Here is a 20,962-nt window from a genome sequence, read left to right on the forward strand (position 1 = left end):
CCTTCCTTGCCCGGCAAGACCATGGACGACCTGATTTTTCTCGGCCTTGAAAGCAGTTGCGACGACACCGCCGCCGCCATCGTCACCGGCGACCGGCGTATCCTGTCGTCCGTCGTCAGCAGTCAGGCCGATCTGCACGAGGATTTCGGCGGCGTCGTCCCCGAAATCGCCGCCCGCGCCCATGCCGAGCGGCTGGACCTGGCGGCGGAACAGGCGTTGTCGCAGGCGGGCGTGGCGCTGCGCGATCTGTCGAGCGTCGCGGTGACGGCGGGGCCGGGGCTGATCGGCGGGGTGATGGCCGGCGTGATGTGCGCCAAGGGCATCGCGGCGGGCGCGGGTCTGCCCCTGGTCGGGGTGAACCATCTGGCCGGCCACGCGCTGACGCCGCGCCTGACCGACGGGGTGGCGTTTCCCTATCTGATGCTGCTGGTCTCGGGGGGGCACTGCCAGTTTCTGCGCGTCGACGGCCCCGAGGATTTCAGCCGTCTGGGCGGCACCATCGACGATGCGCCGGGCGAGGCGTTCGACAAGCTGGCCAAGCTGCTGGCCCTGCCCCAGCCCGGCGGCCCCGCCGTCGAGGCCGAGGCGTTGCGCGGCGATCCCGACCGCTTCGATCTGCCCCGCCCGCTGCTGGACCGGCCCGGATGCGAGTTGTCGTTTTCGGGGCTGAAGACCGCGGCGCTGCGGCTGCGCGACCGGCTGATCGCGGAACAGGGCGGGCTGCGGCAGACCGACCGCAGCGATCTGTGCGCCGCCTTTCAGACCGCCGTGGCCGATATCCTGGCCGAGAAATCGCGCCGCGCGCTGGCCGCCAGCCCGGTGCCGCTGCTGGCCGTGGCGGGCGGGGTGGCCGCGAATCGGGTCATCCGCGCCGCGCTGGAGCGGGTGACGGGCGATCGGGGCGTGCGCTTTCTGGCCCCGCCCCTGCCGCTGTGCACCGATAACGGCGCGATGATCGCCTGGGCCGGGATCGAGCGATTCCGCCTGGGCCGGCGCGACGGGATGGATCTGGCCGCGCGGCCGCGCTGGCCCCTGGACGAACGCGCCGCACCGATGCTGGGCAGCGGCAGGAAGGGGGCCAAGGCATGAAGATCGCGATCCTGGGCGCCGGCGCCTTCGGAACCGCGCTGGCGGTGGCGCTGTCGGTGAAGGGGCCGGTGACGCTGTGGGGGCGCCGGATCGGATGGCGGGGCGAAAACCCGCGCCTGCCGGGGATTCCCCTGCCCGAGGCGGTTGCCGTGACCGACGATCCGGCGGCGGCGATGGGCTGCGACACCATGCTGCTGGCGATGCCCGCGCAGGCGCTTGGCGGGTTTCTGGCCGAACACGGGCCGGCGCTGGACGGCAAGATGCTGGTCAGCACCGCCAAGGGCATCGACCTGCGCCGGCTGACCGGACCCTCGGCGCTGATCGCCGAGGCATGTCCCGCCGCGCGCATCGCCGTGCTGACCGGCCCGTCCTTCGCCGCCGACATCGCACGCGGCCTGCCCACCGCGCTGACGCTGGCCTGCGCCGATCCGGCAACGGGGCAGGCGCTGCAACACGCGCTGTCCACGCCGGTCCTGCGGCTGTATCGCACGACCGATGTGACCGGCGCGGAACTGGGCGGCGCGCTGAAGAACGTCATCGCCATCGCCGCCGGCGTCGTCATCGGCGCGCGGCTTGGCGACAGCGCCCGCGCCGCGATCATCACGCGCGGATTCGCCGAAATGACCCGGCTGGCCGGCCGGCTTGGCGCGCGGCCCGAAACGCTGACCGGTCTGTCGGGGCTGGGCGATCTGACGCTGACCTGCACATCGCAGCAATCGCGCAACTTCCGCTTTGGCCACGCGCTTGGCGCGGGGGCCGATTTCGACGCCGCCACCACCGTCGAGGGGGTCGCGACCGCCCGCGCCGTCGCCCGCCTGGCCGACCGGATCGATCAGGACATGCCCATCGCCGCGATGGTCGCGCGGCTTGCCGACGGGCTGGTTTCGGTCGACAACGCCCTGGAACATCTGATGAGCCGACCGCTGAAGGAGGAATGATGCCGCTTTTCGCCGTGATCTGCCGGGACAGGCCCGGCGCGCTTCAGATCCGTCTGAACACCCGCGACGCCCATCTGGGCTTCATCCATGACAGCGGCATCGTGCGCATGGCCGGCCCGCTGATCGAAGGGGGCGAGATGTGCGGCTCGCTGCTGATCGTCGAGACGGACGATCTTGCGGCGGCGTCGGACTGGGCCGCGCAGGACCCCTACAAGGCAGCCGGCCTGTTCGACAGCGTCGAGGTGATCGAATGGAAGAAGGTGGTCGGCTGATGGCGTATTGGCTGTTCAAGTCGGAGCCCGACGCCTTCGGGTGGGACGATCTGGTCGCCAAGGGCGACCGGGGCGAGGAATGGGACGGGGTGCGCAGCTATCAGGCGCGCAACAACATGCGGGAGATGAAAAAGGGCGATCTGGGCCTGTTCTATCACTCGAATATCGGGAAAGAGGCCGTCGGCATCGTCGAGGTCATCGCCGAGGCGCATCCCGATTCGACCGCGGACGATCCGAAATGGGAATGCGTGGACGTGAAGGCGGTGAAACCCCTTCCGCGCCCGGTCTCGCTGGATCAGGCGAAACAGGAACCGCGCCTGAAGGACATGGTCCTGGTCAACAACAGCCGCCTGTCCGTGCAGCCGGTCACGGACGAGGAATGGGCCGTGGTGATGGAGCTTGCGGGGCTGTAGCCGCCGGCCGGCACCGGCGCGCGGTTTCGGACAAAGCCGCTTCATCTTGCCGGATCGCCGCGCTAGGGTCCGGCGATTCCGGCAGCCAGGAGGGCCCATGAGCCAGCGTCTTCATCTCGTTTTCGGCGGCGAACTGATCGACCCGCAATCGACCGAGTTCCGCGATACCGACGACATCCATATCGTCGGCATCTTCCCGAACTATCAGACCGCCTACAACGCCTGGAAATCCGAGGCGCAGCGGACCGTGGACAGCGCCCATACCCGTTACTTCATCGCGCATCTGCACCGGCTGCGCGACGAGGAAACCGAAATCAGCCCGACCGAGGAACTGGGCAGCTGATGGCGGCCTCCGGTCTGGGCAGGCTGGGGCTGTGGCTGCATCTGCGCGGCGCGCCCCGGATGCCCGTGGACCGGATCGCCCTGCCCAAGGGCGACGGACCCGTGCTGATCCTGCACATCTCGGACGAGGCGGGGCGCGCGGCCACGCAGGTCGCGCCGCGGCTGCTGGCCAGCCTGCCCGATCTGCGGATCGCCCGGATCGGGCAGACCGGCATTCCCGATCCCGGCGACGATCTTGCCGCCGCGCAGGCCCTGCTGACGGCGGCCAAGCCCGGCGCGGTGCTTCTTCTGGGCGCCGATCTGCCCGCCGCGCTGATCGCCGCCGCCGACCGTCTGCACGTGCCCGTGATCCTGGCCGAGGCGCGGCTGGACCCGCTGACGCCCCGATGGGGGCTGCGCGCGGCAGTCCGCCGGCAGTTGCTGGCGGGCATGCGCGCGGTGCTGGTCACCGATGCGGTCAGCCACCGCACCGCGATCCGCATGGGCGCCGATCCCGCCCGCGTGGTCCTGACCGGCCCCGTCGCCGAGATCCGCGAACCGCTGAGCTGCACCGAGGCCGAGCGCGAGGGTTTCGCCCAGCTTCTCAGCGGCCGCCACACCTGGTTCGCCGTCGCCGTCCCGCCGCAAGAGGAAGAGGCGGTGCTGAACGCCCACCGCGCGGCGATGCGGCAATCGCACCGCGCGCTGCTGGTTCTGGCGCCGCTGGACCCGGCCCGCATCGACCCGCTGGCCGAGGCGATCGAGCGTGACGGGATGCTGGTCGCGCGCCGCAGCCTGGACGAGGACCCCACCGACGAGGTGCATGTGATGATCACCGACGGCCCGACCGAGATGGGGCTTTGGTATCGGCTGGCCTCGGTCAGCTTCATGGGCGGCACCCTGTCGGGCGAGGATCAGGCCGCCCGCCACCCGTTCGAGGCCGCGGCCCTGGGTTCGGCCATCGTGCACGGCCCGGCGACGGCGCGGCATGCGACCGAATGGCAGCAGCTTGACGCCGCAGGCGCGGCGCGGCAGGTCGGCGATGCCGCGCAGCTGGCCGATACCATCGCCGAGCTGACGCAGCCCGATCTGGTCGCGGCGCTGGCCAGCAGCGCCTGGACGATCAGCACCGGCGGCGCGGATGTCGCCAACCGCATCGCCGCGCCGGTGCTGGAGGCGCTTGCCGAGGCCCGGCCATGAGGCGCGCACCGCCCTTCTGGTACCTGACCCCGCCCACGCTTGCGGCGCGCGCGCTGACCCCTCTGGCGCGGCTTTATGCGCGTGCGACGGCGCGGCGGCTGGCCGGCGGTGCGCGGGCGCGGGTCGGCGTGCCGGTGATCTGCGTGGGAAACCTGAACGCCGGCGGGACCGGCAAGACGCCCACGGTCATCTATCTTCAGCAGCTTCTTCGGGATCGCGGGATCGGCGTTCACGTCGTCTCGCGCGGCTATGGCGGAACGCAGAAAGACCCGCTGCGCGTCGATGAGCGTCGCCACGACGCCGCGCTGACCGGGGACGAGCCCTTGCTGATGTCCGCCTTCGGGCCGGTCTGGGTGGCCGATGACCGCCTTGCCGGCGCCCGCGCCGCCGCGCGCGACGGGGCGCGGGCGATCCTGCTGGATGACGGGTTTCAGGACCCGGCGCTGGCCCACGATCTGTCGCTGGTGGTCGTGGATGCGGCCAAGGGGTTCGGGAACGGGCTGTGCCTGCCCGCCGGTCCGCTGCGCGAACCGGTGGAGACGGGGCTGGCGCGGGCCGATCTGCTGCTGAGCATCGGTCCCGCCGAGATGCAGGACCGTTTTTCCGTGCCGCCCGGCGCGCCGCCGCGCCTGCGCGGGCGGCTGGCGCCGCTGCAGACCGGCATCGACTGGCAGGGTCACCGCGTTCTGGCCTTCGCGGGCATCGGGCACCCGGAAAAATTCTTCGCGACGCTGCGGACCCTTGGGGCCGATCTGGTCCGGGCCGAGGCGCTGGACGATCACCAACCTTTCACCGCCGCGCTTCTGACCCGGCTTGAGGCCGAGGCAAGATCGCTGAATGCGCAGCTTGTGACCACCGAAAAAGATGCCGTCCGCCTGCCGCGCAGCTTTCGCCCGAACGTCCTGGCCCTGCCCGTCAGGCTGGAACTTGACGATACCGGGCCGCTGGATGCGGTGCTGGCATCGCTGTTTTCCGACCGGCACGCGGAGTGAGACAGGGGCCGCGCCCTTTGCAATCCGCCCGCCAGTCCCGATATAGCGGACAGGACCGCCCGCGCCGGATACGCGGGCAGGCCGCCCGAATCGACGCCGGAAAGGACCCACATGTCGCGCAAGGCCATGCAGAGGCTGAGTTTCTATCTTCTGGTGCTGCTGACGCTTTACGCGTCGCTGGCCGGCGCGGGCTGAGGGCGCGGCGATGGCGACACGATTCGGCGGACGGTTCTCGCCCGACATGCCCGACCGCGACGGCCGGCGCGCACCATCCCCGCCCCGGCTGCACCGCCTGGCCTCGCGTCCGAAATGGGTGACCATCGCGGCCACGCCGTTTCTGCTCGGCGCGTTCTTTCAGGGGCCGCTGGACATGGTCACCGATCTGGCGGCCTTCGGCGTGATCGCCGCCGCGATGTGGATGACGCGCGAGGGGCTGGCCGCCGAGGCCGCCTATGACGCGCGGCGCGTCGCCCGCCGCCCGGCGATCCCGCGCAAGCTGTTCGGCGGCGTTCTGACCGGCCTTGGGCTGGGGCTGGGCGCGGCGGAACCGGGTGCGGCGCTTGGGGCGGGGGCCATCGGGATTGCCGGCCTGGCGCTGCACTGGCTGGCCTTCGGCGCCGATCCGATGCGCGACAAGGGCATGGAGGGCGTGGACGATTTCCAGCAAAGCCGCGCCGCGCGCATGATCGAAGAGGGCGAGGCGCATCTGGCCCAGATGCAGGATACCGTCGCGCAGTTGCGCGACCGCCAGTTGCAGGCGCGCGTGGCCATGTTCGCCGCCACGGTTCAGGATCTGTTCGACCGGGTTCGCGAAAACCCCGGCGATCTGTCGGCGGCGCGGCGTTACATGGGCGTGTATCTGGTCGGCGCGCGCGATGCGACGGCCAAGTTCGCCGCGCTGTATCGCCGCACCGAAGACCCCGGCACGCGCGCCGCCTATGAGACGTTTCTGGACGATCTGGAAAAGGATTTCAGCGCCCGTTCGGACCGCCTGCTGGAGGGCGACCGCAGCGATCTTGAGATCGAGATCGCGGTGCTGCGCGACCGGCTGGCGCGCGAGGGTGTGCGGCCCCGGACAGACAGCGAGACCGGGCCCGAACCCGCGACGCCGCGCGCCGTGACCAGTCAGGATGCGCGCACGCTGGACGATCTGCTGACCCCGGATCGCGACCCGGCCAAGACCCGCCGCTAGGTTGCGATGCCCAGATTCGCGCTGAAGATCGAATATGACGGCCGCCCCTTTGCCGGCTGGCAGGCGCAGGCCGACCAACCCTCGGTCCAGGGCACGGTCGAGGCGGCGCTGGCGCGGCTGGACGCGGGATTTGCCGCCGGCGCGCGGATCGCGGCGGCAGGTCGCACCGATGCCGGCGTGCACGCGACCGGGCAGGTCGCCCATGCCGATCTGGTCCGCGACTGGGACCCGGCGCGGCTGTGCGAGGCGCTGAATTTTCACCTTCGGCCCGCGCCCATCGCCGTGCTGGCGGCGGCGCGGACGGGGGACGATTTTCACGCCCGGTTTTCGGCCGTGCAGCGGCGCTATCTGTTCCGGCTGATCGCCCGCCGCGCGCCGATGACGCATCTGCGCGGGCTTGTCTGGCAGGTGCGCAATACGCTGGATGCCGACGCGATGCGACAGGGCGCGGCGCAGCTGATCGGGCATCACGATTTCACGACGTTCCGGTCCTCGATCTGTCAGGCCAGAAGCCCGCTCAAGACGCTGGACGACATCGCCATCGACGAGGTCGCGATTCCGCATGGCCGCGAATATCGCTTTTCCCTGACGGCACGGTCATTCCTGCACAACCAGGTGCGCTCCATCGTCGGCACGCTGGAGCGGGTGGGCGCCGGCGCATGGCCGCCCGAGCGGGTGGGCACGGCGCTGGCCGCCCGCGACCGCGCCGCCTGCGGACCTGTCTGCAAGCCGCACGGACTGTATCTGACGGGGGTCGGCTATCCCGAGGATCCGTTCGCGACCTAATGCCGCAGGGACTCCTGCACGTCCTGCACCCGGCCGGTGGGCGAGGGCTTGCGGCCGCGGCGGCGCGGACGCTCATCCCGGCGCGAGACGACGATTTTCAACGTGCTCCACAAGATCCACAGATCCAGGCGCATGTCGCGGTGGCGCTGATAGATCAGGTCGATCTTCAGCTTCGCCGGCAGGCAGCGGCGATAATAGGCCATCTCGGTCGCCTCGGCGCTTTTGCAGCGCGCGAGGATGCGGTCTTCGTGACGGTGATAGATCAGCGTCGCAAGCCCGGTCACGCCGGGGCGGCTTCTCAGAACCTGCGCATAGACGGCCGGAAAGCGCTCCACGTATTCGCGCAGCGGCGGCCGCGGACCGACAAAGCTCATATCCCCGATCAGGATGTTGAACAGCTGCGGCAATTCGTCGATCCGGCTGCGGCGCAGGAAATGGCCAACCGGCGTGATGCGCCAGTGCTTGTGCGCGCCGGTCGCGCCGAAATCGTCCTCCTGGCGCAGCATCGTGCGGAATTTCCACTGGGTGAAGGCGCGGCCCGGCGACCGCATCCGCTGCGCCGAATACAGGATCGGGCGGCCCTGCACGACCAGCAGGATCAACGCGACCGTCGCCATCACCACCGACAGCGGCACCAGCAGGATCAGCGCCAGCCCGATATCGAACGCGCGCTTGGACAGCGGCATCGGTGCGACGCCGGGCGCAGACGCCTCGCCCAGGAACCAGGCCATCTTGGGCGCGGTCAGCGTGGCAAGCCGACGCGCCTCCGTCTTGTCCCAGTCGTGGTGAATGGTCACGATCCCGCCCGTCGCCTTGGTTGCACTGCGTTTTTTCCCGGTAGCATAACGATTATGGCAAGGAAACCGGGACCGCGGCTTTTGGTGCAATCACTTGCGCGGGCATGGCAGTTCGGCCACTGTATTGGCAGGAATCCACTTGAACGGCCTCAAAATGCGCAAATTTCTGGTGCTTCTGGACGACAGCCACGAATCCCTGAACGCGATGCGTTTCGCCGCCATGCGCGCGGCGAACAGCGACGGCAGGGTGGTGATCCTGTCCGTGATCCCCGCCGACGACATCCAGCACGGCTTTGGCGTGGCCGATGTCATGCGCGCCGAGGCGCATCAGCGCATCGAGGCGCATTTCGACGTCTTCGCCAAATGGATGCGCACGCGCCCCAAGGTCGAACCCGAACTGATCGTGCGCGAGGGCGACCCGGCCGAGGAACTGATCGCCCTGATTGGCGAGGACCCGCAGATCGGGGTGGTGGTGCTGGGGCTGAACGCCGACAAGTCGGGACCGAACCCGGTGCTGAACCGCGTGCTGCGCGAGGCGTCCGGCCTGTCCTGCCCGATCACCATCGTGCCCGGCGACATCTCTCGCGAACGGCTGGAGGCGATCACCTGACCCCTGCCCGGCTTGACGCAGCGCGCCGCCATGGCCATATCAGGTCGAAAGGAGCGCCCCGATGTTCATCCAGACCGAAACCACCCCCAACCCCGCCACGCTGAAATTCCTGCCCGGTGAGACCGTGATGGGCAGCGGCACCGCCGATTTCCCCACGCCCGACGCAGGCGGCAGATCGCCGCTGGCGCGCCGCATCTTTCAGGTCGAGGGCGTGGCCGGCGTCTTCCTGGGCCGCGATTTCGTCACCGTGACCAAGGAAGACAATGTGCCCTGGGACCATCTGAAACCCTCGGTCCTTGGCGCGATCATGGAACATTTCCAGTCCGGCGCCCCGGTGATCGAGGGCGATGTGCCCGAAGGCGACGGTCATGCCCAACAGGACGGTCCCGATTCCCAGATCGTCGGCCAGATCAAGGAATTGCTGGACACCCGCGTCCGCCCGGCGGTGGCGCAGGACGGCGGCGACATCACCTTCCACGGCTTTGATCGCGGGGTGGTCTATCTGCACATGCAGGGTGCCTGCGCGGGTTGTCCGTCCTCGACCCTGACGCTGAAGATGGGGATCGAGAACTTGCTGCGCCACTATATCCCCGAGGTGGTCGAGGTTCGGCCGATTGCCTGACCCGGTCTGTCTTGGCTTCGACGCATCGGCCGCGCATTGCGCGGCCGCTTTGCTGTGCGGCGACCGTATCCTTGCCGCCCGGTTCGAGACCATGGCGAAAGGTCAGGCCGAACGCCTGTTCCCGATGCTGGAGGAGATGCTGGCCGAGGCCGGACTGGGCTGGCGCGATCTGGACGTGATCGGCGTCGGCATCGGGCCGGGAAACTTCACCGGCATCCGCGTGGCCGTCGCCGCCGCGCGCGGGCTGGCGCTGTCGCTTGGCATCCCGGCCATCGGCATCGCCGCGACCGAGGCGGCGGCGTTCGGGCTGCCCCGCCCCTGCCGCGTGGTCCTGCCCGGACGGCGGGGCGAGGTCGTCTGGCAGGATTTCGGCACCGATGAACAGGGCGACGGGGGCCGTCCGCAGCAGGCTGCGGACGGCGCGCTGCCGCCCGGCCCTGCGCCGTCTGCGCCGGCGGTTCCGCTGGCCGAGGGGATCGCGCGTCGGGCGCTGGCGCGCAGGCATACCGATGCGCCCCGGCCCGCGCCGATCTATCTGCGGCCGGCCGATGCCGCACCGTCCCGCGATCCGGCCCCGGTCATCCTGCCGTGACCCCCGCGGAACTGGCCGCGCTGCATGCCGCCTGTTTTACCCGCGACCCCCGACCGTGGCGCGAGGCCGAGTTTCAGGCGATCCTGCAAACGCAGGGCAGTTTCCTTCTGCACCGACCGGGCGGTTTCCTGATCGGCCGCGTCATCGCGGACGAGGCGGAACTGCTGACGCTGGCCGTCGCGGCGGCGCGGCGGCGGCGCGGCCTCGGTCGCGAACTGACACGCGACTTTGCCGCCACGTCGCGCCGGCGCGGGGCCGCGTCCGCCTTTCTGGAGGTGGCGGCCGACAACCTTGCCGCACGGGCGCTGTATGCCAGCCTGGGCTGGCGCGAGGCGGGGTTCAGGCGCAACTATTACGGCGCGGGCCGCGACGGGCTGGTTCTGCGGCTCGGCCTTTGACATCGCGAACAAGACGGTTGACCCCTTTCTGGCGATGCGTCCTAATCGGGCCATCAGGCGGGCGGCCTGAATCGCCCGCGTCACCAGCATGAGGCTTTCCATGACCCTGATGAAATCGTTTCTGGCCGGATGCGCGCTGACCGCGCTTGTCGCGGGGGCCGCGCAGGCGGAACCGGCGCTGATCTTCGACCTTGGCGGCAAGTTCGACAAATCCTTCAACGAAGCCGCCTATGTCGGCGCCAGGCGGTGGGCCGAAGAAACGGGCAACGGCTACAAGGAACTGGAGATGCAGTCCGAGGCGCAGCGCGAACAGGCCCTGCGCAGGCTGGCCGAAACCGGCGCCAATCCCATCGTCATGACCGGCTTTGCCTTTGGCGACGTGCTGAACAAGGTCGCCCCCGACTATCCCGACACGAAATTCGCGATCATCGACATGGTCGTGGATCAGCCCAACGTGCAGTCGGTCGTCTTTACCGAGGAACAGGGCAGCTATCTGGCCGGGGTCATGGCCGGCATGGCCTCGCAGACCGATATCGTGGGCTTCATCGGCGGCATGGACATTCCGCTGATCCACAAATTCGAATGCGGCTATGCGCAGGGCTTCAAGGCGACCAAGCCCGACGGCAAGCTGCTGATCAACTATACCGGCACGACCCCTGCCGCCTGGAACGACCCGGTCAAGGGCGGCGAACTGGCCAAGGCCCAGATGAGCCAGGGCGCCGACATCATCTATGCGGCGGCCGGCGGCACCGGGATCGGCGTGCTTCAGGCCGTCGCGGACGAAGGCAAGCTGGGCATCGGCGTGGACAGCAACCAGAACCACCTGCATCCGGGCAACATTCTGACCTCGATGGTCAAGCGGGTGGACAACGCCGTCTATGACGTCTTCACCGCGGGGACCGAGATGGTGCCGGGCGTCAAGGTCATGGATCTGGCCGCCGACGGCGTGGGCGTGGCCATCGACGACGCCAACCGCGATCTTGTCACCCCCGAGATGCTGGCCGCCGTCGAAGACGCCGCCGCCAAGATCACCTCGGGCGAGATCGAGGTCCACGACTATATGACAGACAACGCCTGCCCGGTTCAGTAATGGCCCTGACGGCACAGGACGCAGGGGGGCGGCCGGAAACGGCTGCCCCCTATGCCATCGAACTTCGCGGCATCTCGAAATCCTTCGGGCCGGTGCAGGCCAACAAGGACATCGACCTGCGCGTGGCCAAAGGCACGATCCACGGCATCATCGGAGAGAACGGGGCGGGCAAATCGACGCTGATGTCGATCCTTTACGGGTTCTACAAGCCCGACCGGGGCCAGATCCTGGTGAACGGCCAGCCGACAGCCATCGCCGACAGCCAGACGGCGATCCGCGCGGGCATCGGCATGGTGTTTCAGCATTTCAAGCTGGTCCAGAACTTTACCGTGCTGGAAAACATCATCCTGGGCGCCGAGGATGGCGGGCTGCTGCGCCCTTCGCTGGCCAAGGCGCGCGGCGTGCTGAAACGACTGGCGGCGGAATATCAGCTGAACGTCGATCCCGACGCGACCATCGACGAATTGTCGGTGGGCCATCAGCAGCGGGTGGAAATCCTGAAGGCGCTGTATCGGCAGGCCGACATCCTGATCCTGGACGAACCGACCGGCGTGCTGACCCCGGCCGAGGCGGATCACCTGTTCCGCATCCTGCAAGGGCTGAAGGACGAGGGCAAGACGATCATCCTGATCACCCACAAGCTGCGCGAGATCATGGAGATCACCGACAATGTCAGCGTGATGCGGCGCGGAGAGATGGTCGCCTCGGTCAGAACCGCCGACACCAGCCCCGAGGAACTGGCCGAGCTGATGGTGGGGCGCAAGGTGCTGCTGAACGTCGAAAAATCCGCCGCCACCCCCGGCCCCCCGGTGCTGGAGGTGCGCGACCTGACGATGGTCGATGACGAGGGGGTCGAACGGCTGCGCGGCATCAGCTTCGACATCCGCGCGGGCGAAATTCTGGGCATCGCGGGCGTGTCCGGCAACGGACAGACGCAATTGCTGGAATTGCTGGGCGGTTTCCCTGAAAAGGGCGCCCGCGTCGGCGGCACGATCCGCATGAACGGCGAGGCGCTGGACCTGACCGGCACCGGATCGGACGCGGCCACGCGGCGCGCGCGCGGCATCGGCCACGTCCCCGAGGATCGCCAGTCCGAAGGGCTGATCATGGATTTCACCGCGTGGGAAAACGTCGCCTTCGGCTATCACCGCGCGCCGGAATACAATCGCGGCTTGCTGATGGACAATCAGGCGATCCGGCAGGACGCCGAACGCAAGATGGATCATTTCGACGTCCGCCCGCGCAACTGCCACCTGGCCGCGCGCAATTTTTCGGGCGGCAACCAGCAGAAGATCGTCGTCGCACGCGAGATCGAGCGGAACCCCGACCTGCTGCTGGTCGGCCAGCCGACGCGCGGCGTCGATATCGGCGCGATCGAGTTCATCCACAAGCGCATCGTGGAATTGCGCGACGCGGGCAAGGCGGTGCTGCTGGTCAGCGTCGAACTGGACGAGATCCTGTCGCTGTCGGACCGCATCGCGGTCATGTTCGACGGCCGGATCATGGGCGAACGCCTGCCCGCCGAAACCACCACGGGAGAGCTGGGCCTGCTGATGGCCGGCATCACCGAGACCGACCGTCACGACGCGGATGCCGGCATCCCGCCCGGACACCGCCATGTCGAGACCCCGCCCCAGGAGCGCGCGTGATGGACAAGATGCCGAAATGGGCCGACGTGATCCTGACGCCGCTGATTTCGCTGGTGCTGGCGATGGGCATCTCGGCGCTGGTGATCCTGGCCATCGGGGAAAGCCCGACGATGGCGCTGAAGACGATGGTCGAGGGGGCGTTGGGGTCCAGCTATGGCTGGGGGTTCACACTGTATTACACCACGAACTTCATCTTCACCGGTCTGGCCGTCGCCGTCGCCTATCACGCCAGCCTGTTCAATATCGGCGGCGAGGGGCAGGCGATGATGGGCGGGCTGGGCGTCGCGCTGGTCTGCCTGATGATCGACTGGCCGCACTGGGCCCTGGCCCTGCCCGCCGCGATGGTCGGCGCGGCGCTGTTCGGGGCGGCTTGGGCGCTGATCCCGGCCTGGCTTCAGGCGAAACGCGGCAGCCATATCGTCATCACCACGATCATGTTCAACTTCATCGCCGCCGCGCTGCTGAACTATATGCTGGTCAACGTCATGCGCCCGGTCGGCAGCATGGACCCCGCCTCGGCCCGTTTTCCCGAAGGCACGCATCTGCCGGCGCTGACCGACATGGCCGCCGCGATGGGCCTTGAATGGGGCCAGCACACGCCCGTCAACATCACCTTCTTCATCGCCGTCGCCGCCTGCTTTCTGGTCTGGCTGCTGATCTGGCGCACCCGTCTGGGATACGAGATCCGCGCCCTTGGCCGGTCGGAGCCGGCGGCGATGTATGCCGGCATCTCGCCCGTGCGGATCATCGTGATCGCGATGCTGATCTCGGGCGGGCTGGCGGGGCTGATGGCGATCAACAACGTGATGGGCGAATCGGAACGTCTGGTGCTGAACGCGGTCGAGGGGGCGGGATTCATCGGCATCGCCGTCGCGCTGATGGGCCGCAACCATCCGTTCGGCGTGTTTCTGGCCGCCTTGCTGTTCGGGTTCCTGTATCAGGGCGGGGGCGAGCTTGCGTTGTGGACCAGCATCCCGCGCGAATTGATCATCGTCATTCAGGCGCTGGTGATCCTGTTCACCGGGGCGCTGGACAACATGGTGCGGATGCCGCTTGAACGGCTGTTCCTGTCGCTGCGCAAGCGGAGGGATGCGTGATGGATGTCGCCACCGTCATCCAGATCCTCGACAGTGCCGTGCGCCTGATGACGCCGCTGCTGCTGGCCTGTCTGGCGGGGCTGTATTCGGAACGTTCGGGCGTGTTCGACATCGGCCTGGAAGGCAAGATGCTGATGGCCGCGTTCAGTTCGGCCTCGGTCGCGTTCGTGACGGGCAACGTCTGGCTGGGCCTGCTGGCCGGGATCGCGGGGTCGATGGTGCTGTCGCTGATCCACGGGCTGGCCTCGATCACCTTTCGCGGCAACCAGCTGATTTCGGGCGTCGCGATCAATTTCCTGGCCTCGGGCATGACCGTGCTGCTGGGGATCAAGATCTTCGGTCTTGGCGGGCGCACCCCGGCGCTGACCGGCAATGGCCGGTTCGGCGACATCACCCTTCCCTTCGCCGATGCGCTGCGCGACGTGCCGATTCTGGGGCCGGTCTATGCCGACCTGATCTCGGGTCATTCGATCCTGGTCTATGCCGCCTTTCTCTGCGTGCCGCTGACATGGTGGGTGCTGTTTCGCACCCGCTTCGGCCTGCGCCTGCGGGCGGTGGGCGAAAACCCGGCCTCGGTGGATACCGCGGGCGTGTCGGTCACGCGGCTGCGTTTTGCGGCCATCGCCATTGCGGGCGTGCTGTGCGGGCTGGCCGGGGCCTATCTGGCCACCGGGCTGTCGGCGGGTTTCGTCAAGGAAATGACCGCCGGGCGCGGCTTCATCGCGCTGGCGGCGCTGATCTTTGCCAAGTGGCGGCCGTGGAACGCGCTGTTCGCGACGTTCCTTTTCGGCCTGCTGGAGGCGATCGCCAACCGCTATCCCAATCTGGATCTGGGCGTCGTCACGGTGCCGTCGATGTTCATGAACGCGCTGCCCTATATCCTGACCGTCATCATCCTGGCCGGTTTCGTCGGCCGCGCCATCCCGCCGCGCGCGGGCGGAGAACCCTATGTCAAAGAGCGCTGAACTTGCCGCCCTGATCCGGTCGCGCGCCGGGGACGAGGCGCCGGAATACGGGCTGATCCTGGGGTCGGGGCTGGGCCATCTGTCGGCGCATGTCGATGGCGTGGCGATCCCCTATGACGATCTGCCGGGCTTTCCGCATGCAGGCGTCTCCGGCCACGTCCCGCAACTGGTGATCGGCGCGTTCGAGGGGCGTCGCGTGGCGGTGTTCGGCGGGCGGTCGCATTACTACGAATCCGGGCGCGCGGATGCGATGCGGCTGCCCTTGGAAACGCTGGCGGCGCTTGGCACCGACAGGCTGATCCTGACCAACGCGGCCGGATCGCTGCGCCCCGACATTCCGCCCGGCGGGCTGATGCTGCTGGACGATCATATCGCCTTCGCCGGCACCAACCCCCTGATCGGCGAAAGAACCGATGCGCGCTTCGTGCCCATGACCCAGGCCCACGACCCCATGATGCGCGCCGCGCTGAGCGCCGCCGCGCGCGCCGAGGGGATCGAGTTGCCCGAAGGCGTCTATTGCTGGTTTTCCGGCCCCAGCTTCGAGACTCCGGCCGAAATCCGCGCCGCCCGCACGCTTGGCGCCGACGCGGTCGGCATGTCCACGGTGCCCGAAATCATTCTTGGCCGCTTCCTTGGCCTGCGCTGTGCCGCCATCTCGGTCATCACCAATATGGGGGCGGGGCTGTCGGACGAATCGATCAGCCACGACCACACCAAGGCGATGGCCCCCATCGGCGCATCCAAGCTTGAGGCGGTGCTGCGCCGCTTTCTGCGCGACAACGCCACGGAATAGGCCCCGATCAGCCGGTCAGCCGCGCCAGTTCGGCCTCGACCCGCGCCGCCGCCGCGTCCAGATCGCGCAGATCGGGCAGCGTGACGACCGCCCGTTCGCGCGCGGCATAGCGCCCGCGATGTTTCAGATAGCGGGGATCGTAATGGTCGCGCATCAGCCCCTCGGCCAGCGCGGCCCACGCGCCCTCCCGCGCCTGCGCCCGCCAGCCCGCGATCCGTTCGGCCGGGTGCAGCGGTGCCAGTGCGGCGATGATCGCGTCCAGACGGGCGGGGTCCGCGACCACGTCGGTATAGTCGCGCGCCGAATATTCCGCGCGCGCCGTCACCGGAACCTCCAGCCGGATGCGCGGGGCGGCGCAGATCGCCTGCCACATCGCCTTGGGAACGGTGATGTCGCCGATCCGGCTGCTTTCGGCCTCGACCACCACCGGACGCGCGGGGTCCAGCCCCTCGATCGCGATGGCAAGACGCGATTCGAACATCCTCTGGCCGGGCTGTCCGCCCGCCATCGCCCCGAAAAGGCTGCCCCGGTGATTGGCCAGCCCCTCCAGGTCGATCACCTGCGCGCCGCGCGCGGCCAGACGTTGCAGGATCGCGGTCTTGGCGCTGCCGGTATTGCCGTCCAGCACGATCACCGGCGCGGCGACAGGGCCGTTCTGGACCCGGTCCACGACCAGTCCGCGCCATGTCTTGTAGCCGCCCTCGATCCGCTGCACGCGCCAGCCGATCTGCGACAGGATCGTCTGGAAGCTGCCCGACCGCTGCCCGCCGCGCCAGCAATAGATCAGCGCCCGCCACCCCCCGCCCCGATCCGACAGCGGTCCGGCGATGTGGCGCGCGGCGTTGGCGGCGACCAGCGCCCCGCCCAGCTTGCGTGCATCGAAGGGCGACACCTGTTTATAGATCGTGCCGACCTGCGCCCGCTGTACATCGTCCAGAACCGGAAGATTGATCGCGCCCGGCAGGTGATCTGCGGCATATTCCGACGGCGACCGGACATCTATGATGTCGTCGAACCCCGCAAGGGCGGGGTCCGCGACGCGGGTCGGGCGGAACGTCAAGATCAGTAGACGTAGACGGGCGTTCCCACCGGAACCTGGTCGAACAGGCTCATCACCGCCTCGTTGCGCATGCGGATGCAGCCGTTGCTGACCGCGCGCCCGATCGACCCCGGCTCGGTCGTGCCGTGGATGCGGATGGCGGTGTCCTGTCCCTTGTCGTTGTACAGATACAGCGCGCGCGCCCCCAACGGGTTGGTGGGTCCGCCCGGCATCCCGTCGGCCCATTTGGCATATTGGCCCGGATTGCGCTTGATCATGTCCTGCGTCGGCGTCCAGCTGGGCCATTCGACCTTGCGGCCGACCTTGGCGCGGCCTTTCCAGACCAGTTCGTTCTTGCCCACCGCGACGCCGTAACGGATCGCCCTTCCCGGCGCGACGACGTGGTAGAGGAAAAAGTCCTTGCTGACGACGACGATGCTGCCGACCTCGAAATCGTTGCGGATCGCAACCTCGGTCGGGGCATAGGGGTCGGTCGCATCGGCGGCGACGCGGGTCACCTGCGCGGCCTGTGCCAGCACCAGCGACGGTGCAAGCGTCAGCGGCAGGGCCAGCGAAATCATCTGACGGCGGTTCATGGTTCGATTGTCCTTAAGCCTGTATGTCTTGTTCATTGGCTGGTAAAATACAGGACGGAACCACCCTCTTGCAACTCAAGAGGTCGTTTTCGACGCAATTCCGCCTTGACCCAGGGTCCGGCAGGCCACATCTGTTGAACCATGCACAGCGCGCAACCCCGCACGGCAGATTGCTGCCACGGCACACAGCCCCGCAAGCCCGCCCGCCGGGCCGCGTTCCTGTGCCGTGCGCGCGGGGATCGTGCCTGCCGCTGTCACGTCGATGCGCGCCCATGGCTGACCCGCCCGCTGCGCAGCGCCAGACGTCTGCGCCGCGAGGGCGGAATCCTCTATGCCGCCGCGCCGGACACCGCGCCGGCCCGACCGCAGGCGCCGCCTGTCTCTCTGACCATGCCCGTTGCAAACCGCATGATCAGAGGACAAGGACATGCCCGCCTCGACTGAACTCGATCTTACCATCCCCGGCATCAGCTGCGCGTCCTGCGCCGGCCGGGTCGAACACGCGCTGAACGCACTTGACGGTGTCAGCGACATTTCCGTGAACACGATGACGAAACGCGCGCATCTGCGGCTGGACGGCGCCACCCTGCCGCAGGTCGATGCGGCGCTGAGCCGGGCCGGCTATCCCGCCCAGATGGCCACCACGACGCTGGACGTCGAGGGAATGAGCTGCGCGTCCTGCGTCGGCCGCGTCGAACGCGCGCTGCTGGCGCGGCCCGACGTGACGGCGGCGACTGCCAACCTGATGGCCAACACGGCCAGCGTCACCCACGCCCCCGGTCTGGATGCGGCGGCCTTGGCGCGCACCGTCACCGACAGCGGCTATCCCGCGCGTCCGGCCGCGCCGGGACAGCGTGCCGCCGGACCCGATCGCGGCGGCGAATCGCGCGAACTGCAACGCGATTTCCTGATCGCGCTGGTCCTGACCCTGCCGGTCTTCATCGCCGAGATGGGCGGCCACATGATCCCCGGCTTTCACCACTGGCTGGTCGGGCTGACGGGCACGACGCCGCTGTGGGTCGCGCAGATGGTGCTGACGGCGCTGGTTCTGGCCATCCCCGGACGCCGGTTCTTTGCCGTCGGCATTCCCGCGCTGCTGCGCGGCGCGCCCGAGATGAACAGCCTGGTCGCCCTGGGGGCCGGAACGGCGTTCCTGTTCTCGACCGTGGTGACGCTGGCGCCGCAGATCGTGCCGCCGGCCTCGCGCCACGTCTATTTCGAGGCGGCGGCCGTCATCGTCACGCTGATCCTGATGGGCCGCTGGCTTGAGGCGCGGGCCAAGGGACGCGCCGGCGAGGCGATCCGGCGGCTGGTCGAACTGGCGCCCGATCACGCCACGCTGATGCGCGATGGCCGTCCGGTTCAGGTGCCGGTGGCCGAATTGCAGACCGGCGATCTGGTCCGTCTGGCCCCCGGAGAGCGTGTCGCCGTCGATGGCGTCATCACCGAAGGGCGCGGTTCCATCGACGAATCCATGCTGACGGGCGAACCCCTGCCGGTCGAGAAGGGGGCGGACGACCCGGTGACCGGGGGGACGGTGAACGGCTCGGCCCCGCTGACCTATCGCGTGACCGCGACGGGTGCCGATACCGCGCTGGCGCGGATCGTGGCGATGGTCGAGGCCGCGCAGGCCGGCAAGCTGCCCGTCCAGGCGCTGGTGGATCGCATCACCCGCGTCTTCGTGCCGGCGGTCATGGCGCTGGCGGTGCTGGCCGTCGCGCTGTGGCTGATCTTCGGCCCCGGTCTGGCCGAGGCGGTGGTCGCGGGCGTCGCCGTGCTGATCATCGCCTGCCCCTGCGCGATGGGGCTGGCGGTGCCGGTGTCGATCATGGTGGGCACCGGGCGCGGCGCGGAACTGGGCGTGCTGTTCCGGCGCGGCGAGGCGCTGCAACGTCTGGCCGAGGCCACGACCGTGGCGTTCGACAAGACCGGCACGCTGACCCTTGGTCGTCCCGAACTGACCGGCATCTGGACCGAAAGCATCGCCGAGGATGAGGCGCTGCGTCTGACCGCTGCGGCCGAGACGCGGTCGGAACACCCGCTGGCCGCAGCCATCGTGGCCGCCGCCGAACGGCGCGGCCTGTCGCTGCCCGACGCGACCGAGATCGACACCGCCGCCGGGCGCGGCCTGACGGCGCGGGTCCAGGGGCGGTCGCTGCTGATCGGCAACCGCGCGGCGTTGGAAGAGGCCGGCGTGACCCTGTCCGCGACGCTGGCATCCTCGGCCGAGGGTGCGGCGGCCGAGGGCGCGACACCGGTGCATCTGTCCATCGACGGCGTCCACAGCGCCAGCCTTGCGCTGGCCGATCCGGTGCGGCCGGAATCGGCCGACACGGTCGCGGCGCTGCACGAACTGGGGCTGCGCTGCGTGATGCTGTCGGGCGATACCAAGGCCACGGCGCAGGCCGTCGGCGAACGGCTGGGCATCGACGAGGCCAAGGGCGGGCTGCGCCCCGATGACAAGCTGACGGCGATCGGCGAGATGGGCGAACACACCGTCTTCGTCGGCGACGGCATCAACGATGCCCCCGCGCTGGCGGCGGCCGGAACCGGCATCGCCATCGGCACCGGCACCGACATCGCCATCGAATCGGCCGATGCGGTGCTGATTTCCGGCGATCCGTTCGGGGTCGTGCGCGCGGTGCGGCTGTCGCGGGCGGTCATGCGCAACATCCGCCAGAACCTGTTCTGGGCCTTTGCCTATAACACGGCGCTGATCCCGGTCGCGATGGGCGTGCTGGTGCCGTTCGGCGGTCCGCAACTGTCGCCCATGCTGGGGGCGGCGGCGATGGCGATGTCGTCGGTCTTCGTCGTCGGCAACGCCCTGCGGCTGCGGCGCGCGGCGTGACCGGGCGGCGCGCATTCCTGGCGTCGGCCGCGGCGCTGGCGCTGGCCGGGGGGCCGGTCTCGGCCCGTCCCCTGCCGCGCATCCTGGCCTTTGGCGACAGCCTGACGGCGGGCTATGGGCTGGCTGCGGGCGAGGGGCTGGTTCCGGTGCTGTCGGACTGGCTGGCCGAACATGGGCAGCCGGCCCGGATCGTCAATGGCGGCCTGTCGGGCGAGACGACCTATGGCGGGCGGGTGCGCATCGGCTGGTCGCTGCGCCGGGGCGCCGATGCGGTGATGGTGGAACTGGGCGGCAACGACATGCTGGCCGGCTTTCCGCCCGCCCAGGCCGAGGCCAATCTGGACGCGATCCTGACCCGCGCCGGTGCGGGCGGGCGTCCGGTCCTGCTGGTCGGCATCCGCTCGCCCGCCCGCGACCGGGCGACGCAGCAGGAATGGGCCGCGATCTGGCCGCGTCTGGCGCGGCGTCACGGAACGCTGCTCTGGCCCGATCTTTACGCCCCCATCGCGGCACTTGCGCCCGACCGGCGCGGCGCGATGCTGCAAGCCGACGGGCTGCATCCGTCGGCCGCGGGCGTGCGATTGATCGTGCAGGCGTTGGGGCCAAGCGTGCTGGCGCTGATCGCGCGATTGCCGGCCGCGCGCCGCACGCTCTGAGCCGGCG

The 20,962-nt window shown here is 69.2% G+C and carries 23 protein-coding genes; 20 read left to right on the forward strand and 3 right to left on the reverse strand.

The window, feature by feature from the left end; all coding sequences use genetic code 11:
- Positions 1-21: 21 nt before the first annotated feature.
- The 9 genes from tsaD (at position 22) to truA (ending at position 7,203) form a co-directional block, all read left to right on the forward strand.
- Positions 22-1,089, forward strand: coding sequence for a tRNA (adenosine(37)-N6)-threonylcarbamoyltransferase complex transferase subunit TsaD (tsaD, locus tag JHW45_RS15535; protein WP_272858491.1), 1,068 nt, complete (start codon positions 22-24; stop codon positions 1,087-1,089).
- Complete coding sequence (locus JHW45_RS15540; RefSeq protein WP_272858492.1) at positions 1,086-2,027, forward strand: NAD(P)H-dependent glycerol-3-phosphate dehydrogenase; 942 nt, start codon at positions 1,086-1,088, stop codon at positions 2,025-2,027. The genes tsaD and JHW45_RS15540 overlap by 4 nt, the downstream gene beginning before the upstream one ends.
- Positions 2,027-2,299 carry a YciI family protein gene (locus JHW45_RS15545; RefSeq protein WP_419181813.1) on the forward strand — a complete coding sequence of 91 codons (273 nt, stop codon included), beginning with the start codon at positions 2,027-2,029 and terminating at the stop codon, positions 2,297-2,299. Before JHW45_RS15540 ends, JHW45_RS15545 begins: the two co-directional genes overlap by 1 nt.
- A complete protein-coding gene (locus JHW45_RS15550; RefSeq protein WP_272858494.1) occupies positions 2,299-2,712 on the forward strand; it encodes an EVE domain-containing protein in 414 nt (137 codons plus the stop codon). The genes JHW45_RS15545 and JHW45_RS15550 overlap by 1 nt, the downstream gene beginning before the upstream one ends.
- Positions 2,713-2,809: 97 nt before the next feature.
- The gene (locus JHW45_RS15555) at positions 2,810-3,055 is read left to right on the forward strand and encodes a DUF4170 domain-containing protein (RefSeq protein WP_272858495.1); all 246 of its coding nucleotides are present in this window, start codon (positions 2,810-2,812) and stop codon (positions 3,053-3,055) included.
- Positions 3,055-4,233 carry a 3-deoxy-D-manno-octulosonic acid transferase gene (locus JHW45_RS15560; RefSeq protein ID WP_272858496.1) on the forward strand — a complete coding sequence of 393 codons (1,179 nt, stop codon included), beginning with the start codon at positions 3,055-3,057 and terminating at the stop codon, positions 4,231-4,233. Before JHW45_RS15555 ends, JHW45_RS15560 begins: the two co-directional genes overlap by 1 nt.
- Complete coding sequence (lpxK, locus tag JHW45_RS15565) at positions 4,230-5,225, forward strand: tetraacyldisaccharide 4'-kinase (protein ID WP_272858497.1); 996 nt, start codon at positions 4,230-4,232, stop codon at positions 5,223-5,225. Before JHW45_RS15560 ends, lpxK begins: the two co-directional genes overlap by 4 nt.
- A 205-nt stretch (positions 5,226-5,430) precedes the next feature.
- Positions 5,431-6,417 (forward strand): 5-bromo-4-chloroindolyl phosphate hydrolysis family protein, encoded by a 987-nt coding sequence (locus JHW45_RS15570; RefSeq protein ID WP_272858498.1) that lies wholly within the window; start codon positions 5,431-5,433, stop codon positions 6,415-6,417.
- 6 nt (positions 6,418-6,423) lie between these two features.
- Positions 6,424-7,203, forward strand: a complete 780-nt coding sequence (gene truA / locus JHW45_RS15575; RefSeq protein ID WP_272858499.1) for a tRNA pseudouridine(38-40) synthase TruA — start codon at positions 6,424-6,426, stop codon at positions 7,201-7,203.
- Here truA and JHW45_RS15580 read toward each other — a convergent pair.
- Positions 7,200-8,000: a sugar transferase gene (locus JHW45_RS15580; RefSeq protein WP_336385793.1), complete on the reverse strand. Its 801-nt coding sequence runs from the start codon at positions 7,998-8,000 to the stop codon at positions 7,200-7,202. The two genes, truA and JHW45_RS15580, sit on opposite strands and share 4 nt — an antisense overlap.
- Before the next feature lie 154 nt (positions 8,001-8,154).
- Between JHW45_RS15580 and JHW45_RS15585 the strand changes: the two genes are divergently transcribed.
- The 9 genes from JHW45_RS15585 to JHW45_RS15625 all read left to right on the forward strand — a co-directional run bounded on the left by JHW45_RS15585 (position 8,155) and on the right by JHW45_RS15625 (position 15,816).
- Entirely contained in the window at positions 8,155-8,610 is a 456-nt protein-coding gene (locus tag JHW45_RS15585) for a universal stress protein (RefSeq protein WP_272860638.1), read from the forward strand.
- A 61-nt stretch (positions 8,611-8,671) separates the two neighbouring features.
- Positions 8,672-9,232 carry a NifU family protein gene (locus JHW45_RS15590; protein WP_272858500.1) on the forward strand — a complete coding sequence of 187 codons (561 nt, stop codon included), beginning with the start codon at positions 8,672-8,674 and terminating at the stop codon, positions 9,230-9,232.
- Positions 9,225-9,824 (forward strand): tRNA (adenosine(37)-N6)-threonylcarbamoyltransferase complex dimerization subunit type 1 TsaB, encoded by a 600-nt coding sequence (gene tsaB / locus JHW45_RS15595; protein WP_272858501.1) that lies wholly within the window; start codon positions 9,225-9,227, stop codon positions 9,822-9,824. Before JHW45_RS15590 ends, tsaB begins: the two co-directional genes overlap by 8 nt.
- Positions 9,821-10,222, forward strand: a complete 402-nt coding sequence (locus JHW45_RS15600; RefSeq protein WP_272858502.1) for a GNAT family N-acetyltransferase — start codon at positions 9,821-9,823, stop codon at positions 10,220-10,222. Before tsaB ends, JHW45_RS15600 begins: the two co-directional genes overlap by 4 nt.
- 100 nt (positions 10,223-10,322) lie before the next feature.
- A complete protein-coding gene (locus tag JHW45_RS15605; RefSeq protein WP_272858503.1) occupies positions 10,323-11,312 on the forward strand; it encodes a BMP family lipoprotein in 990 nt (329 codons plus the stop codon).
- Positions 11,312-12,961 (forward strand): ABC transporter ATP-binding protein, encoded by a 1,650-nt coding sequence (locus JHW45_RS15610; protein ID WP_272858504.1) that lies wholly within the window; start codon positions 11,312-11,314, stop codon positions 12,959-12,961. The genes JHW45_RS15605 and JHW45_RS15610 overlap by 1 nt, the downstream gene beginning before the upstream one ends.
- Positions 12,961-14,058, forward strand: a complete 1,098-nt coding sequence (locus tag JHW45_RS15615; RefSeq protein ID WP_272858505.1) for an ABC transporter permease — start codon at positions 12,961-12,963, stop codon at positions 14,056-14,058. Before JHW45_RS15610 ends, JHW45_RS15615 begins: the two co-directional genes overlap by 1 nt.
- Positions 14,058-15,023 carry an ABC transporter permease gene (locus JHW45_RS15620; protein ID WP_272858506.1) on the forward strand — a complete coding sequence of 322 codons (966 nt, stop codon included), beginning with the start codon at positions 14,058-14,060 and terminating at the stop codon, positions 15,021-15,023. Before JHW45_RS15615 ends, JHW45_RS15620 begins: the two co-directional genes overlap by 1 nt.
- Entirely contained in the window at positions 15,007-15,816 is an 810-nt protein-coding gene (locus JHW45_RS15625; RefSeq protein ID WP_272858507.1) for a purine-nucleoside phosphorylase, read from the forward strand. The genes JHW45_RS15620 and JHW45_RS15625 overlap by 17 nt, the downstream gene beginning before the upstream one ends.
- Positions 15,817-15,823: 7 nt before the next feature.
- Here JHW45_RS15625 and mnmH read toward each other — a convergent pair whose 3' ends face one another.
- Both mnmH and JHW45_RS15635 read right to left on the reverse strand, forming a co-directional pair.
- Entirely contained in the window at positions 15,824-16,876 is a 1,053-nt protein-coding gene (gene mnmH / locus JHW45_RS15630) for a tRNA 2-selenouridine(34) synthase MnmH (RefSeq protein ID WP_272858508.1), read from the reverse strand.
- A 2-nt stretch (positions 16,877-16,878) separates the two neighbouring features.
- Positions 16,879-17,451, reverse strand: coding sequence for a L,D-transpeptidase (locus tag JHW45_RS15635; protein WP_272858509.1), 573 nt, complete (start codon positions 17,449-17,451; stop codon positions 16,879-16,881).
- A gap of 427 nt (positions 17,452-17,878) precedes the next feature.
- Here JHW45_RS15635 and JHW45_RS15640 point away from each other — a divergent pair, with 427 nt between their 5' ends.
- Together JHW45_RS15640 and JHW45_RS15645 are read left to right on the forward strand one after the other, a co-directional pair.
- Positions 17,879-20,299, forward strand: coding sequence for a heavy metal translocating P-type ATPase (locus tag JHW45_RS15640; RefSeq protein WP_272858510.1), 2,421 nt, complete (start codon positions 17,879-17,881; stop codon positions 20,297-20,299).
- Positions 20,296-20,955, forward strand: a complete 660-nt coding sequence (locus tag JHW45_RS15645; protein WP_272858511.1) for an arylesterase — start codon at positions 20,296-20,298, stop codon at positions 20,953-20,955. Before JHW45_RS15640 ends, JHW45_RS15645 begins: the two co-directional genes overlap by 4 nt.
- Positions 20,956-20,962 lie beyond the last annotated feature (7 nt).

The sequence above is a fragment of the Paracoccus stylophorae genome, assembly GCF_028553765.1.
Lineage (GTDB): Bacteria > Pseudomonadota > Alphaproteobacteria > Rhodobacterales > Rhodobacteraceae > Paracoccus > Paracoccus stylophorae.